The sequence below is a fragment of the Micromonospora sp. NPDC127501 genome, from assembly GCF_040302185.1.
Taxonomy (GTDB): Bacteria; Actinomycetota; Actinomycetes; order Mycobacteriales; family Micromonosporaceae; genus Micromonospora.
The window spans coordinates 170,194-184,870 of sequence record NZ_JBEORJ010000003.1 but is presented as its reverse complement, the minus strand read 5'-3'; the positions used below and the strand labels follow the sequence as shown (position 1 = coordinate 184,870).

14 protein-coding genes are annotated in these 14,677 nt (G+C 72.1%); 8 read left to right on the top strand and 6 right to left on the bottom strand.

The window, feature by feature from the left end:
- Window positions 1–22 precede the first annotated feature (22 nt).
- The 7 genes from ABTW72_RS08215 (at window position 23) to ABTW72_RS08185 (ending at window position 6,228) form a co-directional block, all read left to right on the top strand.
- On the top strand, window positions 23–955 hold the full coding sequence (locus tag ABTW72_RS08215) for a phosphatidylinositol mannoside acyltransferase (protein ID WP_350855835.1): 933 nt from the start codon (window positions 23–25) through the stop codon (window positions 953–955).
- Between the two features lie 16 nt (window positions 956–971).
- Window positions 972–2,132, top strand: a complete 1,161-nt coding sequence (locus ABTW72_RS08210; protein WP_350855833.1) for a glycosyltransferase family 4 protein — start codon at window positions 972–974, stop codon at window positions 2,130–2,132.
- A gap of 81 nt (window positions 2,133–2,213) precedes the next feature.
- Window positions 2,214–2,717 carry a hypothetical protein gene (locus tag ABTW72_RS08205; protein ID WP_112583378.1) on the top strand — a complete coding sequence of 168 codons (504 nt, stop codon included), beginning with the start codon at window positions 2,214–2,216 and terminating at the stop codon, window positions 2,715–2,717.
- A 150-nt stretch (window positions 2,718–2,867) separates the two neighbouring features.
- Entirely contained in the window at window positions 2,868–3,785 is a 918-nt protein-coding gene (gene pdxS, locus ABTW72_RS08200; RefSeq protein WP_350855830.1) for a pyridoxal 5'-phosphate synthase lyase subunit PdxS, read from the top strand.
- Between the two features lie 43 nt (window positions 3,786–3,828).
- Entirely contained in the window at window positions 3,829–4,434 is a 606-nt protein-coding gene (gene pdxT / locus ABTW72_RS08195) for a pyridoxal 5'-phosphate synthase glutaminase subunit PdxT (protein WP_350855827.1), read from the top strand.
- Between the two features lie 281 nt (window positions 4,435–4,715).
- Window positions 4,716–5,468 carry a YebC/PmpR family DNA-binding transcriptional regulator gene (locus tag ABTW72_RS08190; protein WP_124771632.1) on the top strand — a complete coding sequence of 251 codons (753 nt, stop codon included), beginning with the start codon at window positions 4,716–4,718 and terminating at the stop codon, window positions 5,466–5,468.
- A gap of 142 nt (window positions 5,469–5,610) precedes the next feature.
- Window positions 5,611–6,228 carry a ribonuclease FAU-1 family protein gene (locus ABTW72_RS08185; protein ID WP_350855824.1) on the top strand — a complete coding sequence of 206 codons (618 nt, stop codon included), beginning with the start codon at window positions 5,611–5,613 and terminating at the stop codon, window positions 6,226–6,228.
- A 12-nt stretch (window positions 6,229–6,240) separates the two neighbouring features.
- Here the strand turns inward: ABTW72_RS08185 and ABTW72_RS08180 are convergent, their stop codons facing one another.
- Window positions 6,241–7,233, bottom strand: coding sequence for a helix-turn-helix domain-containing protein (locus ABTW72_RS08180; protein ID WP_350855821.1), 993 nt, complete (start codon window positions 7,231–7,233; stop codon window positions 6,241–6,243).
- Window positions 7,234–7,484: 251 nt separating this feature from the next.
- On the opposite strand from ABTW72_RS08180, the gene ABTW72_RS08175 reads away from it, so the two are divergent.
- Complete coding sequence (locus ABTW72_RS08175) at window positions 7,485–8,513, top strand: peptidoglycan-binding protein (RefSeq protein ID WP_350855818.1); 1,029 nt, start codon at window positions 7,485–7,487, stop codon at window positions 8,511–8,513.
- Window positions 8,514–8,583: 70 nt separating this feature from the next.
- On the opposite strand, the gene ABTW72_RS08170 is transcribed toward ABTW72_RS08175, so the two are convergent.
- From ABTW72_RS08170 to ABTW72_RS08150, 5 genes are all read right to left on the bottom strand, one after another.
- Window positions 8,584–10,374, bottom strand: coding sequence for a carbohydrate binding domain-containing protein (locus ABTW72_RS08170; protein WP_350855815.1), 1,791 nt, complete (start codon window positions 10,372–10,374; stop codon window positions 8,584–8,586).
- Window positions 10,375–10,552: 178 nt separating this feature from the next.
- Window positions 10,553–11,614 (bottom strand): ABC transporter permease, encoded by a 1,062-nt coding sequence (locus ABTW72_RS08165; protein WP_350855812.1) that lies wholly within the window; start codon window positions 11,612–11,614, stop codon window positions 10,553–10,555.
- On the bottom strand, window positions 11,611–12,504 hold the full coding sequence (locus tag ABTW72_RS08160) for an ABC transporter ATP-binding protein (protein ID WP_112583369.1): 894 nt from the start codon (window positions 12,502–12,504) through the stop codon (window positions 11,611–11,613). The genes ABTW72_RS08165 and ABTW72_RS08160 overlap by 4 nt, the downstream gene beginning before the upstream one ends.
- Window positions 12,505–12,584: 80 nt before the next feature.
- Window positions 12,585–13,301: a response regulator gene (locus ABTW72_RS08155; protein ID WP_350855809.1), complete on the bottom strand. Its 717-nt coding sequence runs from the start codon at window positions 13,299–13,301 to the stop codon at window positions 12,585–12,587.
- Window positions 13,298–14,635: a sensor histidine kinase gene (locus tag ABTW72_RS08150; RefSeq protein ID WP_350855806.1), complete on the bottom strand. Its 1,338-nt coding sequence runs from the start codon at window positions 14,633–14,635 to the stop codon at window positions 13,298–13,300. The genes ABTW72_RS08155 and ABTW72_RS08150 overlap by 4 nt, the downstream gene beginning before the upstream one ends.
- Window positions 14,636–14,677: the final 42 nt, after the last annotated feature.

Here is a 14,677-nt window from a genome sequence, read left to right as displayed (position 1 = left end):
GGACGACCGGCGGCAGAGTCGCGTGAACCTCACCGAGCTGGGCTACATCGCCGGGTGGCGGGTGGTCCGCGCGCTACCCCGGCCGTTGGTGGCGACGGTGTTCCAGGCGGGCGCGGACCGCGCCCACCGCGCCGGCGGCGCGGGTACGGCCCGACTGCGCGCGAACCTGCGCCGGGTGGTCGGCCCGGAGCTGCCCGACGCCGAGTTGGACGATCTCGTCAAGCGCGGATTGCGCTCGTACGCCCGGTACTGGATGGAGGCGTTCCGGCTGCCCGCCCTGAGCCGCTCGCAGATCCTGTCCGGTTTCCGGCTCGACGGCGCCGAGCTGCTCGCCGCCGACGTGGCCGCCGGTCGCGGCGCGGTGGTGGCCCTGCCGCACGCCGGTAACTGGGATGCCGCGGGCGCCTGGGTGGCGGCGACCGGTTGGCCGATCACCACGGTGATGGAGCGGCTCAAGCCGGAGGGCGTGTACAAGCGTTTCCTGGCCTTCCGGGCGAGTCTGGGAATGGAGATCCTGCCGACCCACGGGGGGCCGCGTCCGGCGTTCGACGTGCTGCTGGACCGGCTACGAGCTGGCGCGGTGGTGCCGTTGCTGGCCGACCGGGACCTCTCCGCCCGGGGGGTGGAGGTGGACTTCTTCGGTGGGAAGACCCGGATGCCCGCCGGGCCGGCGCTGCTCGCGCTGCACACCGGCGCGCCGCTCTACGTGGCCTCGCTGTGGTACGAACCGGATGCCGCCTGCGCGTCGCTGGCTGGTCCGTTGCCGGTGCCGGGGCCCGAGGTGGGGCCGCTGGACCAGCGGGTCCGGTCGCTGACCCAGCTGATCGCCGACCGTCTGGCGGCGGGTATCGCCCGGCATCCGGAAGACTGGCACATGTTGCAGCGGATGTGGCTGGACCAGGCGAGGTCGGGGCAGGGCGCGACGCTGCCCTCGTCGGCCTCCGGCCCGGCCTGAGGAGGTGGGCTGACGGATGCGGATCGGCATCGTGTGCCCGTACTCCTTCGACGTGCCCGGCGGGGTGCAGAACCACGTCATGGACCTCGCCGAGGCGCTGATCGTGCTGGGCCACGAGGTCAGCGTGCTCGCGCCGGCCGACGAGGATTCGCCGCTGCCGGAGTACGTGGTGTCCGCCGGCCGGGCCGTTCCGCTGCCGTACAACGGGTCGGTGGCCCGGATCGCGTTCGGCCCGGTGTCGACCGCCCGGGTGCGGCGGTGGATCACCAACGGCGACTTCGACGTGCTGCACGTGCACGAGCCGCTCACGCTGAGTCTGTCGTTGCTGGCCGTGCTGTCCGCCCGTGGCCCGGTGGTGGCCACCTTCCACACCGCGATGACCCGTTCGCGGGTCCTCGCCGCCGCGCAGGGTGTGCTCCAGATCGTGTTGGAGCGGATCACGGCCCGGATCGCGGTGAGCGCGCTGGCCCGCAAGGTGCAGGTCGAGCACATGGACGGCGGGGCGGTGGAGATCCCCAACGGGGTGGCGGTGGCCAAGTTCGCCGACGCCGAGCCGTTGCCGGGCTGGCCGGGGGAGTGCGCGGCCGGCACCGGCGGCACGCTCGGCTTCCTGGGCCGGTTCACCGAGGCACGCAAGGGCTTCCCGGTGCTGCGCGACGCGTTCGTGGCGCTGGCCGCCACCCGGCCCGGTCTGCGGTTGCTCGTCGCCGGCCCGGGCGACCCCGACGACCTGTACGACCAGTTCCCGGCCGAGCTGCACGAGCAGATCACCTTCCTCGGCCTGGTCAGTGAAGCGGACAAGGCGCGCATGCTGCGCAGTGTGCACCTCTACGTCGCCCCGAACACCGGCGGTGAGTCGTTCGGCATGATCCTCACCGAGGCCCTCGCCGCAGGGACGACGGTCATCGCCAGTGACCTGGACGCGTTCCGGCGGGTGCTCGACGGTGGTCGCGCCGGTCGGCTCTTCCCCACCGGTGACCCGGTGGGGCTGCGTGACGTGCTGGCCGAGCTGCTGGACGACCCGGCCGCGCGGGCCACGCTCAGTGCCTGCGGCGATCAGGTGGTCGCGAATTTCGACTGGCCGGTGGTTGCTCGCCGTGTTCTGGAGGTATACGCAGCGGCGATCGAGGCAACTGACGGGCGTGTCATCGACCAGGAGTGGGTGGGGCTGAGCTGAGCCGGTGTGACGGATGGTGCGGAGGTGACCGGTGGGACCGGTCCGGCCGCGCCCAATCGGACGAAACGGAGCAGCACTACGATGCCGCACATGTGGTGGGTGGTGGCCGCGAGCGTGGTCGTGGGGCTAGTCGCGGCGTACCTCATCTGGACCGCCGGCCGGGTGGAGCGGCTACAGGGCCGCGCGGAGCTGGCGGCCCGGGCCCTCGACGCCCACCTGCTGCGCCGGGCGGCGGCAGCCGCGGTCCTGGCTGAGCGGCGTTTCGGCGTCGAGCTGTACGCGGCGGCCCGGATCGCCCTGGACGCCAGCCCGGACGAGCGGGAGGCGGCGGAGAACGACCTGACCCGGCAGTTGCGCGGCGTCCAGTTGGACCCGGGCGACCCGGACTGCGCGGCGGTGATCGCCGCGAGTCGTCGCCTGGCGTTGTCCCGGCAGGTGCACACGGACCTGGTCCGGGACGCCCGCTCGGCGCGCAGCCGGCCGCTGGTGCGCCTGTTGCGGATGGGGCGGGGCCGGGAGTGGCCGCGCTACTTCGACATCGACGACCCGACCCTCGTCGTGCCGGCGGACGTCCCCGCCGCCTGACCTCCGAGCGGCGCCGTGGCTGCCGCGGCGAGCCGGTGACCACTGCCACAGTGCAGGCCACCGGGGGTCTGATTGGCTGTCGGTGCGGCGTTGAACCGCGCGTAGCATTTTCGCTGCCACCCCCAGAGCATGTCCAAGGAGCGATGAGCCGTGCCCGAAAACACCGCCTCGAACACCGGTACCGCCCCCGTCGTCGGCACCGCCCGCGTGAAGCGTGGCATGGCCGAGATGCTCAAGGGCGGCGTGATCATGGACGTCGTCAACGCCGAGCAGGCCAAGATCGCCGAGGACGCCGGCGCCGTCGCCGTGATGGCCCTGGAGCGGGTGCCCGCCGACATCCGCGCGCAGGGTGGGGTGTCCCGGATGAGCGACCCGGACATGATCGACGGGATCATCGAGGCGGTCTCCATCCCGGTGATGGCCAAGGCCCGCATCGGCCACTTCGTGGAGGCGCAGATCCTCCAGTCGCTGGGCGTGGACTACGTCGACGAGTCCGAGGTGCTGACCCCGGCCGACTACGCGAACCACATCGACAAGTGGGCGTTCACAGTGCCCTTCGTCTGTGGCGCGACCAACCTGGGCGAGGCGCTGCGCCGGATCACCGAGGGCGCGGCGATGATCCGCTCCAAGGGCGAGGCGGGCACCGGTGACGTCTCCAACGCCACCACTCACATGCGCAAGATCCGCCAGGAGATCCGCCGGCTGTCCTCGCTGCCGACCGACGAGCTGTACGTCGCGGCCAAGGAGTTGCAGGCCCCGTACGAGCTGGTCAAGGAGGTCGCCGAGAGCGGCAAGCTGCCGGTGGTGCTGTTCACCGCGGGCGGGATCGCCACCCCGGCCGACGCGGCGATGATGATGCAGCTCGGCGCGGAGGGCGTCTTCGTCGGTTCCGGCATCTTCAAGGCGGGCAACCCGGCCCAGCGGGCCGCCGCGATCGTCAAGGCGACCACCTTCCACGACGACCCGGACGTGCTGGCCAAGGTCTCCCGGGGTCTCGGCGAGGCGATGGTCGGCATCAACGTCGACGAGATCCCGCAGCCGCACCGCCTGGCCGAGCGCGGTTGGTGAGCGCTCTTCCCGAACGGCGGAGGCGGAGAGGAACGGTGCGACCATGACGGCACCCGTGATCGGTGTGCTCGCGCTCCAGGGCGACGTCCGCGAGCACGTGGCGGCGCTGGCCGCGGCGGGCGCGGACGCCCGCCCGGTCCGCCGCCCTGCGGAGCTGGACGCGGTCGACGGCCTGGTCGTCCCCGGCGGCGAATCCACCACCATGAGCAAGCTCGCCGACATCTTCGAGATGCGCGAGCCGATCGACAAGCGGATCGCCGACGGCATGCCGGTCTACGGCTCCTGCGCCGGGATGATCATGTTGGCGACCGAGGTGCTCGACGGTCGACCCGATCAGCGCGGTTTCGCCGGCATCGACATGACCGTCCGGCGCAACGCTTTCGGCCGGCAGGTCGACTCGTTCGAGGCGCCGGTGACCGTCGTCGGGGTGCCGGGCGAGCCGTTCCACGCGGTGTTCATCCGCGCGCCGTGGGTCGAGCGGGTCGGTGCCGGCGTCGAGGTCATCGGGGTGGTGTCCGACGGCCCGGCCGCCGACCGGATCGTGGCGGTCCGACAGGGCAACCTGGTGGCCACCTCGTTCCACCCGGAGCTCACCGGTGACCTGCGGGTGCACGCGTACTTCGTGGACCTGGTCCGCGCCGCCTGCTGAACGGCGGGCGACCGCGCCGAGCTGTCCATGATGCTCGCCGCGGTCGTGGCTTCGCCCAGGGTTTTTGTCCCGTCTGCCCTGATCCGCCGGGGCCGGGCGGTCCTGCCGTGCGCGGTGCGTGACAGGGACCCGGGGGACGTCGGTAGGATTGCGGAGATTCGGCAGGGCCATCTGCCCGCCACGGCTTCCACCAGAGCTGACCGGCACCTCCGCGTGCGCCGGCGGGAGCGGGCGTGAGCGGTGCGGTCGATGCAGACGGCGGGTAGCAACGGAGGTAGAAGATGTCCGGCCACTCAAAGTGGGCGACGACCAAGCACAAGAAGGCCGTCATCGACGCCAAGCGCGGCAAGATGTTCGCCAAGCTGATCAAGAACGTCGAGGTGGCCGCGCGGACCGGCGGCGGTGACCCCTCCGGTAACCCGACGCTCTTCGACGCCATCCAGAAGGCGAAGAAGAGCTCGGTGCCGAACGACAACATCGATCGCGCCGTCAAGCGCGGCTCCGGCCTGGAGGCTGGCGGCGCCGACTGGCAGACGATCATGTATGAGGGGTACGGCCCGAGCGGCGTGGCCATGCTCATCGAGTGCCTCACCGACAACCGCAACCGCGCGGCGACCGAGGTACGGACCGCGCTGACCCGCAACGGCGGCTCGCTCGCCGACGCCGGCTCGGTGTCGTACATGTTCTCCCGCAAGGGCGTGGTGATCGTCCCCAAGGAGGGCACCAGCGAGGACGACGTGATGCTGGCCGTCCTCGACGCCGGCGCCGAAGAGGTCAACGACATCGGCGAGGCGTACGAGGTGGTCTCCGAGCCGACCGACCTGATCCCGGTGCGCACGGCGTTGCAGGACGCCGGCATCGAGTACGAGTCGGCCGAGTCCTCCCTGATCCCCAGCGTCAACGTGCCGCTGGACGAAGAGGGCGCCCGCAAGATCTTCAAGCTGATCGACGTCCTGGAGGACTGCGACGACGTGCAGAACGTCTACGCCAACTTCGACGTCAGCGACGACGTGATGGCGGCGGTCGACGCCTGACCGCCCCGCTCCCGCTTCACCCCGCCGCGATCGTGCACTTTCTGACCCGACAGACCGGGTCACGCAGGGCATATCGCCAACAGGAAGTGCACGATCGCGGCGGGGGTCGCCGGCGGGCGGCGAACCAGGAGGTGCCTTGGTGGTGGCGGAGCCGTTCGCGCCTGGCGACACCGTGGTACGGCGTGAGGTGCTGCGGGGTGAGGTCTGGTTCGGCTGCCCGACGATCTGCGTCGAGGATTCGCCTGATCTGCTCGCTCTCTACCTCCCACCGGGGGCGGAGTTCGGCTTTCCGGACACGGGTGTGTTCCCCTGCGGGCGGCACCCGTGGGAGGCCGCCGGGCACCGCTCCTGGTCCGGGCACGGCAAGCTGATGCTGCAACGCCCCGGTGAGGCGCACTCGATCGACGTGTTCTGGACCGGGCCGGGGCGCGACTTCGCCGGCTGGTACTTCAACCTCCAGGACCCGGTGCGGCGTACCCCGATCGGGGTGGACACCCTGGACCACGAACTGGACCTGTGGTGGGCCGCGGACGCCGACCGGTACGTCTGGAAGGACGTGGAGATGTTCGCCCAGCGCCTCGTCGAGGGGCGCTACCCGGGCATGGCGGACGCCATCCAGGCCGAGGGTGACCGGATCGCCGCCCTACTCGACGGGGGTGAGCGCTGGTGGGACCTGTCGTGGGCCACCTGGCAGCCCGACCCCACCTGGACGGCGCCCCCGCTGCCCGCCGGCTGGGATCAGGTGCCACCGGCGCGCTGAGCGGCGCCGACGTCAGTTACCGGGCACCGCGTTGACCAGGAACACCTGATCCGGGCCACCGGTGCACGGCTCGACCAGCGCCGCGTCCGCCACGGCGCTGTCGTCGTCGCGCAGGCCGACGCACAACTCGGTACGGTCGGGCCGGATGCGGTACGTGTCGGGCGTCGCTCCGGTTGGTTCGAAGTGGAACACCTGCTTCGGCCTGTTCGCGCTGCAGTCCTTCTCGTTCCAGGGTTCGAGCAGGTTCCGGCCGGGATCCTCGTCGCGGATGGTGAGGCAGCCCTTGCCGAGCACCGGGTGGACCCAGTGGATGAAGAACATTCCGTCGGCCACCGGTTCCAGTGAGGTGTCCGGTGGGGTGGCCTCCGTGCAGGGCCGCTGGACCGCTATCTCCTTGGTGTACTGGCCGGTGCGATCGCGACCCTCGGTGAGGCAGAGGTGCGGGCTGCGGACGGGGCGGATCTGACTGGGCCCCGCGCTCGGCGACCGGGCACCGCCACCCGCCGATGCGGTCGGATCGGTGGTTTGCGCGGTCTTCCCTCGCTCGTCGTCGCGTCGCTCGATCCAGAAGCCGACGCCGAGCGTGGCCAGCAGGGCGACGACGAGCAGCGCCAGCGGCGCGGGCCGCGCGAACCACCGTGCGCGGGCGGGGCCGGAGTGCTCCGGGGCCACGGTCGTGACCGCGTCGACCGGCGAGGGGTCCGCCGCCGGCGACGGCGGGGTGAGCTGACCTGCCGCGAGGCGGTGCCGGACCCGCACCCACGTCTCGGCCTGATCTCCCGCTCCGCACGCCCGCACGAACGCGGCCACCACCTCGGGGCGCGGCAGTGTGGACCGGCGCAGGATGTCCGCCGCTGTGCTACGGGCCAGCACGTCACCCGTCGACGCGGCACGCTGCTCCAGTTGCCGGTAGGTGAGCCCCGACCGGTCCTTGAGCTGGCGCAGCATCTCGACGAACTCGGCCGGGTCGGACGCGTCGTCCGGGCGTAGCTCCCCCGTGGTCATCGCCCGATTCTCCAGACACTGTGGACGCGGAGGCAAGTCGGGTCCCGGCGACTGTCCGAGATGGTCGGACAGGATCCGGACATGCTGCCCTGAGCTGCCCGGACAGCCCAGCGCGGCGACCAGGGCATTGTCCTGGCCGACCGGGTTACCTAGCGTCTTTTCTCGATGGCCGCGCCGCTGACCGGTGTACGGCCGACGGGCTCGCGCCGGCACGGGTTCGGGCCCGCCCACCAACGACACGGGGAGATTCGATGGATGACGCTGTCCGCGATCCGGTGCCGCAGGCGGCCACGGCGGGGGAGTACGTGGCGTCGCTCCGGGAGGTGCGGCGACGTTCCGGTCTGACCTATCGGGAGCTCGCCCGACAAGCCTCGGCGGCCGGGCACTGGCTGCCACCGAGCACCCTCGCGACGATGCTGGGGCGGACGACGCTGCCCCGGGAACGCACCGTCGTCGCGCTGCTGGCCGCCTGCGGCACCCCGGCGGCCGAGGCCGAGAGGTGGCTGGAGACACGGCGGGACCTCGAGGCTCGCCTCGGCGAGCAGGGCCGGGGGGACAATGACGCGGCACGGACCCCTGCCGGCCCGTCCACGACCGCCACCGCGAACATCCGCCCGAGCGTCGGCTCGGTTCCACAGCGACCCGAAGCGCCCTGGCCGGCCCGTCGCTGGCTTCGCCTGGCGCTGCTGGCGGTGCTCGGCGTCCTGACGGTCGGAGCGGCCGGGGCGCTGCGACCCCTCGCACCTCCCACAGCGGACGGCTCGCCGACCGCTGGATGCCCGGAGGTGCTGCGCCAGGGCATGTACGGCCCCTGCGTGCTGAACCTCCAGCAGCACCTGGTGGCCGACGGACTCACAGTGCCGGTCGACGGCTGGTTCGGCCCGGACACCACCAGCCGGGTGATGGTGTTCCAGGCGTTTGGCGCTCTGCCGGTCAGTGGCACCGCTGACGAGCGGTTGTTCGACGAGTTGGCAGGCGATCGCAAGGTGCCCGCCAGCTGGTCGGAGGACCGGATCGGCAAACATCTGCGGCGGACGTTCCCGGAGGACCCGGCCGGGGCGGTGCAGGTGGCGCGCTGCCTGTCCGGCTTGGACCCGTACCGGGTGGAGGTCGGCGAGGACGGAACACGACGCTGGGGGCTGTTCCAGTTCAGCGACATGGAGGTGTCCCGGTTCGGCGTCGACCGCCAGACGGCGCTGGACGCGGCCTGGAACATCAGGACGGCACGAGAGGTCTGGTCTCGTACCGGCGACTTCAGCCACTGGAACTGCGCGGCGTAGCGGTCACGCGTGACGCTCCCCGCCCGGTCCAGGAACCGGACGGGGAGCCCCCGTCATCCCGACTGACGATTCACTGTCGCAGGCGGTTGGCGAAGACGTACGCGCCCACGGAACGGCCGGTGGCGAGCCCGGCGTCCGCGTCGAACCGATAGTGCACGCCGAGGTAGATCCGGCTCAACGCGTTCTCCTCGGCGGCGTGGTCGAAGCCGGTCATGTGCCGGACCACGTCCACGGCGTGCGGATCGTCAGTGGTGGCGTCGAAGGCGATCGCGTCGGTGCCGAAGAACCTCTTCATCACCGCGGACCAGGCTCCCGCGAAGGTGGCGTGCCCGGAGACGTAGGCCGGGAAGGCCGGCGTGTAGGGCACCCCCTCGCGGGTCTGCGACAGCGGCTGCCAACCCGGGCCCTCCGTCGCCTCGATGGCGGTCACCGGCCGCCACAGGTCGACAGGCGTCTGGTACTTGGCGTCCCAGGCGGCGATGGCGGCGTCGGCGAGGGCGAGGGCGACCAGCCCGAAGAGCCGGGCGTTGGCCAGGATGCCGAGCTGACGCTGCTCCGACACGATCCGGGTGTGCGAGAAGAGTTGACCTGGTGGCTTGTACGTGCCCCCCAGGTCGTTGGCCCAGAAGAACGCGATCTGCGTCTGCTCGGGGGTCCGCAGCGACGACGTCCGGCCGCCGTAGTCGCGGATCTCCTGCACCTGGGTGCGGTACTCCTGCTTGCTGAGCAGGTCGGCGTACCCGGTGGCGCCGGCCGGTGGACCGGGCCGGAACTGCTGGCCCGAGGTGAGCGCGAACGGGGTGACCAGGCCCCAGTTCGGGCTGACCGCCGCCTTGCCGTTGGTCGGCCGCCACGAGCCGGGGACGCCGTCCAGTTGGTACGGGGTGTTGTTGCCGGAGCCGTCGTTGGCGCGGGCCTGGAGGTTGGCGACGGCCGCGGCCGCGCCGACGGTGCCACCACGGGCGGCCTCGGCGGCGTTCACCCCGGACGGCCGGAGGGCGACAGCGCCGGCGAGGGCCTGGGAGTAGGACTGGCCCTGACCGCCGTAGAGCGCGGTCAGCACGTCGTACGCCGCCTTGTCGATGGCCGCGTGCAGGGACGGCGCCACGACGTTGTCCATGGTGCCGGGGTAGCTGACCGGCACGCGTACCCGGTAGGGGTTGCCGACCCCGGTGACCGAGACGGCGGCGTCGTGCATCGCCGCGTGCAGGATGGCGGCCTCGCGGGACGAGGAGGTGGGTGGCAGGTCCAGCGCCTTGTAGGTGGACAGCAGGACACCGTTCCAGTACAGGATCGGGTCGGTGGCCGGGTTCACGGCCAGCGGGGTGAGCGAGATGTTGTCCAACCGGACCGTCGAGGCGGCCTGGCCGCCGAAGTGGAACAGCAGCACCGCCTTCGGGTCGCCGAACGGGGACGTGAAGTCGAAGGTGAACCGGCGCATCGAGGACGTCAGCGCAACGCTCTGGTCGACGGCGGAGGTGAAGGGCGTGTCCGCCCGGGAGACCGAGACGCGCAGGGAACGGTTGACGTCGGCCGAGGCGTCGAACTGCAACCGGTACGACTGCGCGGCCGTCACCCCGAACTCGAAGTGACCGACCAGGTCCTCCCAGACGGGCTTGCCCACCGTGGCGCTGGTGCGGACGCGCAGTTGCCCGGCGTTGACAGTGGTGCTGGTCGAGGCGAGCCGGGTCCACCAGGGCTCGGTGCTGCCGTTGTCGAACGTGCCGTTGAGGATGAGGTCGCCCGGGGCGGCGGCGGCCGGCGCGGGGCGGACGAGGGCCGTGAGGGTGCTGGCGAGGGCGACCGCGAGCACGACGCTGAGCAGACGGCGGAGTTGCCGTGCGTTGATCGGTGGGGACATCGAGAGCCTTTCCGGTCCGGAAACCGGCGACGACCAGGTCGTTGCCGTGAGGATCGGCTCAACGTAGGAGTGTTCGCGCTGTTCACGGCCGCCGAACAGCGCTCGGAACGGTGCCGCACGACAGCGGGCGCCGGCATCCGATCAGGACACCGGCGCCCGCGTGGGGCGGACCGCTGGCTCAGCCGATCGTCTCCCGCTCCCGCCAGGCGGTACGCAGCGAGGTCCGGCCGTTGGTGCGCAGCAGCGACCCCTCGTACACCCGGGCTCCGGCGAGGAGGAACGCGCCGGCGGTGAGCACCAGGAGGACCAGTGAGACGATCGGCTCCCAGCCGGCCGCGTCGCCGGTGAAGAGCCGCAGCGGCATGGCCGTGGGCGACGAGAACGGCAGGTAGGACAGCACCCGCATCGCTGTGGCGTTGTCGTTCAGGAAGATCACCGCGAAGAACGGCAGCATGACGGCGAGCTGCACCGGCGTCGAGACGGCGGCGATGTCCTCCTGCCGGTTGGCCAGCGCGCCGGCCGCGGCCCACATGGCGGCGAGCAGCACGAAACCGATCAGGAAGAACGGTACGAACCAGCCGATCGCCGGGGCGAGCAGGCTGAGCAGACCTCCGCTGTCACCGATCTGAAGTCCGATCACCGCCACCACCGCGATCAGGGCGATCTGCGCGAACGCCAGGATGGCCCCGGCCACCACCTTCCCGGCCAGCAGGGCCCGGACCGGCACGGCGGCGACCAGGATCTCCACGATCCGTGTCTGCTTCTCCTCGATGACGCTCTGCGCGATCTGCACACCGAACGTCTGCGAGGTGATGAAGAAGACGAACGCGAAGACGAACGGCACCAGGAACGCCACCACCGGATCGACCGCGTCCGGATCGAGCAGGCGCACGGTCGGCTGGGTGCTCAGGGCCGTCACCACGTCGTCGGGGGCGTCGTCCATGGCCAGGACGGCTGGTCCGGTGACCACTGCAGCGTCCACGTCGTCGTCGCGGACGGCCTGCTCGGCGGCCCGGTCATCGGGGACGACCCGGACTTCCAGCCCGGCGGCGCGCAGCGGCGCGGCCAGGCTCTCGGTCACGGCCACCGTGGACGGCCCACCGGAGAACAGCGGCGGCAGGATGGTGCCGGCCGCGGCGATCAACAGGAAGAACAGCGTGCCGAACAGGAAGGTGCGGTCGCGCAGCTTGACCCGGATCTCGCGTTCGGCGACCAGCCGGGTGGCCTGGGTGACGTTCACTGGGTGACCTCTCGGAAGATCTCGGTGAGCGAGGGGCTGACCGGACGGAAGGCGCGGACCGGGCCGCGCGCCAGGGCGGCCCGCAGCACGGGCTGTTCGTCGGTGCCGGCCGGCAGGTCGAAGACCACCCGCGCGCCGTCCAACTCGACCAGAGTCACCCCGGGGTGGTCGCGTACCCAGCCGGCGTCGTGCTCCACGACCAGCTCGAAGCGGGGCACGGTGTACGAGTCGCGTAGCTGCTGCCGGCTGCCGGCTGCCCGGATCACCCCGTCCCCGATGATCACCAGGTCGTCGCAGAGGCGCTCCACGACGTCGAGCTGGTGACTGGAGAAGAGCACCGGCGCGCCGGCCGAGGCCCGTTCCCGCAGTACGGCCACGACGGTCTCCACTGCCAGCGGGTCGAGGCCGGAGAACGGCTCGTCGAGCACCAGCACCTCGGGGTCGTGCACCAGCGCGGCGGCGATCTGGGCGCGCTGCTGGTTGCCCAGCGACAGCGTCTCCAGCAGGTCGTCGCCGCGCTCGCCGAGCCCGACCCGGTCCAGCAGCGCGTCGGTGGAACGTCGTGCCGCGGCGGCGTCCAGCCCGTGCAGCCGGCCCAGGTAGGCCACCTGCTCGCGGGTGGTCATCTTGGGGTAGAGGCCCCGCTCCTCTGGCATGTAGCCGAAGCGGCGGCGGTCCTGCCGGGTCAGCGTGGTGCCGCCCCAGCTCACCTCGCCGGCGTCGGGGGCGAGCACACCCAGGATGATCCGCATGGTGGTGGTCTTGCCGGCGCCGTTGGCGCCCACGAAACCGGTCATCCGGCCGGCGGACACCTCGAAGGACACGTTCCTGAGCACCTGACGGTCGCCGAAGCTGCGGTCGACGCCGTCGAGGCGAAGCGTTCTGGTCACACACCCACGCTAGATCGATCACGCCGCCGCGCCGTCCGCCCGGCGAGTGAGCGGGCGGGTCCACCTCGCGGCGGACGCCGTCACCCGCCGGGGCGGACCACCCCGTTCTCGTACGCGAACACCACGGCCTGCACCCGGTCGCGCAGGCCGAGCTTCGCCAGTACCCGACTCACGTGCGTCTTCACCGTCGCCTCTCCCAGGTGGATGGCCGCGGCGATCTCCGCGTTGCTCGACCCGGCGGCGAGCAGCATCAGCACCTCCCGTTCGCGCGGGGTCAGCTCGGCCAGCGCGGCATCGGCGTCCGGGCCCCGGTGGGCGGTGCCCGCCGGGTCGCCGGGTCGGGCGAAAGTGGAGATCACCCGGCGGGTGATCTCCGGGGCGAGCAGACCGTCGCCCCTGGCCAGCACCCGGATCGCCTCGACCAGTTCCTCTGGCGTGCCGTTCTTGAGCAGGAAGCCGCTGGCCCCGGCCCGCAGCGCGGCGAACAGGTAGTCGTCGCGGTCGAAAGTGGTGAGGATCAGCACCGCGGGCGCCCCGGGACCGTCGGCGACGATCTGCCGGGTGGCCTCCAGGCCGTCCATCCCGGGCATCTCCACATCCATGAGTACGACGTCGGGGCGGGTGGCTCGGGTCATGGTGACGGCCCGTTCGCCGTCGGCGGCCTCACCGACCACCTCGATGTCGCCCTCCACCTCCAGGATGACCCGGAAGCCGGTACGGACGAGGTGCTGGTCGTCGGCGAGCAGCACCCGCACCGTCGGACCGGTGTCGGGTGCCTGCTGGGTGGCCGCGCTCATGCCGACGGCTCCGCGCCGGCTGCCGCCTGCTGCCTGCCGCTCGGCTCCCGCTGTGGGCCCACCGGCCGGTCCGCCGACGCCGCCAGGGGGAAGCGGGCGCGTACCCGCCAGCCGCCGCCGGCCCGCGGCCCGGCCTCCAGCTCGCCGTCGTGGGCGGTGACCCGTTCGCGCATGCCGATCAGGCCCAACCCGACGGTGTCGGCCCGGCCGCCGCCCCGCCCGTCGTCGGTCACGTCGACCTCCACCTCCCGGGCCAGGTACCGGACCCGCACGTCGAGCAGGGCCGCCTCGGCGTGCTTCAGGGTGTTGGTCACCGCCTCCTGCGTCACCCGGTAGGCCGTCTGGGAGACCGATTCGGGCAACGCGACCGGGTCGCCGTACACCCCGAGGGTGGCCGTCAGCCCGGCGGCCCGAGCCCGCTCGACCAGCTCGTCGATCCGTTCGACGCCGCCGGCCGCCGGTGGCGCGGCGTCGGTGCCGGCGGAGGTCCGCAGCACGCCGAGCATCCGGCGCAGCTCGTCGACGGCGGTGCGGGCGCTCTGCTCGATGGCGGTCAGCGCGGTGCGGGCCTTGCCCTGGTCGCGGTCGAACACCCGGCGGCAGGCGGATGCCTGTACGCCCATCACCGACACGTGGTGGGCGACGACGTCGTGCAGCTCGCGGGCGATCCGGACGCGTTCGCCGAGCACCGCCCGTTCCCGGGCCTCGGCCTGGGACCGGCGCAGGTCCTCGGCCTGGGCGCGCAGCTCGTGCTCGCGGCGCGCGGCCACCCACGCGGTCTCGCCGAAGAAGTACGCGAAACCGAAGACCAGCACGTTGAGCAGCACACCGTTGACCATCGCGGCGAGCACCGGTGGCACCGGCCCGACCGCGTCGGCGAAGGTGTCCGCCGGAATGTGGTCGATCATCACCGCGTAGTAGATCCCCAGCCAGGCGAACATCGTGGCGATCACGCCGATCCGCAGCCGGCGGGACAGTTGGCGGTCCTGCCCCCAGGCGCCGACGGTGTAGAGGGCGCAGAACAGGGCCCAGGAGGAGAACTGGCTCTCCGGGGCCGAGCGCGCCTGCGCGGCGATGAACGCCACCGCGACGACCAGCAGGGTCGCGGTCGGCCGGCGTCGTCGCCAGATCAGCGGGAGGGTCACCGCGACGGTCCAGAACAGCTGCTCCGGCCCGGACGGCGGTGGGCCCAGCAGGAATGCGCCGGTGCTGCGGGCCAGGGTCAGACTGACCAGCGCCAGCCCGGTCATCCCCAGGCCGATCCAGAGGTCGTTTCGGCGCTGCTCCGCCGTCGGACCCGGACGACGCCACTCCGGTCGCGGTGCCACTGTCATCCGGGAACGATGCCACGCCGCCCACCAGGCCCTCCACCCGGG

What these genes read in the sequence shown, in the direction of transcription:
- ABTW72_RS08155 (WP_350855809.1), bottom strand. Translation starts at nt 13,301, where the DNA reads ATGAGCGCGGCCACCCAGCAGGCACCCGACACCGGTCCGACGGTGCGG.
- ABTW72_RS08210 (WP_350855833.1), top strand. Translation starts at nt 972, where the DNA reads ATGCGGATCGGCATCGTGTGCCCGTACTCCTTCGACGTGCCCGGCGGG.
- ABTW72_RS08150 (WP_350855806.1), bottom strand. Translation starts at nt 14,635, where the DNA reads ATGACAGTGGCACCGCGACCGGAGTGGCGTCGTCCGGGTCCGACGGCG.
- ABTW72_RS08180 (WP_350855821.1), bottom strand. Translation starts at nt 7,233, where the DNA reads ATGACCACGGGGGAGCTACGCCCGGACGACGCGTCCGACCCGGCCGAG.
- ABTW72_RS08190 (WP_124771632.1), top strand. Translation starts at nt 4,716, where the DNA reads ATGTCCGGCCACTCAAAGTGGGCGACGACCAAGCACAAGAAGGCCGTC.
- ABTW72_RS08175 (WP_350855818.1), top strand. Translation starts at nt 7,485, where the DNA reads ATGGATGACGCTGTCCGCGATCCGGTGCCGCAGGCGGCCACGGCGGGG.
- ABTW72_RS08205 (WP_112583378.1), top strand. Translation starts at nt 2,214, where the DNA reads ATGCCGCACATGTGGTGGGTGGTGGCCGCGAGCGTGGTCGTGGGGCTA.
- ABTW72_RS08170 (WP_350855815.1), bottom strand. Translation starts at nt 10,374, where the DNA reads ATGTCCCCACCGATCAACGCACGGCAACTCCGCCGTCTGCTCAGCGTC.
- pdxT (WP_350855827.1), top strand. Translation starts at nt 3,829, where the DNA reads ATGACGGCACCCGTGATCGGTGTGCTCGCGCTCCAGGGCGACGTCCGC.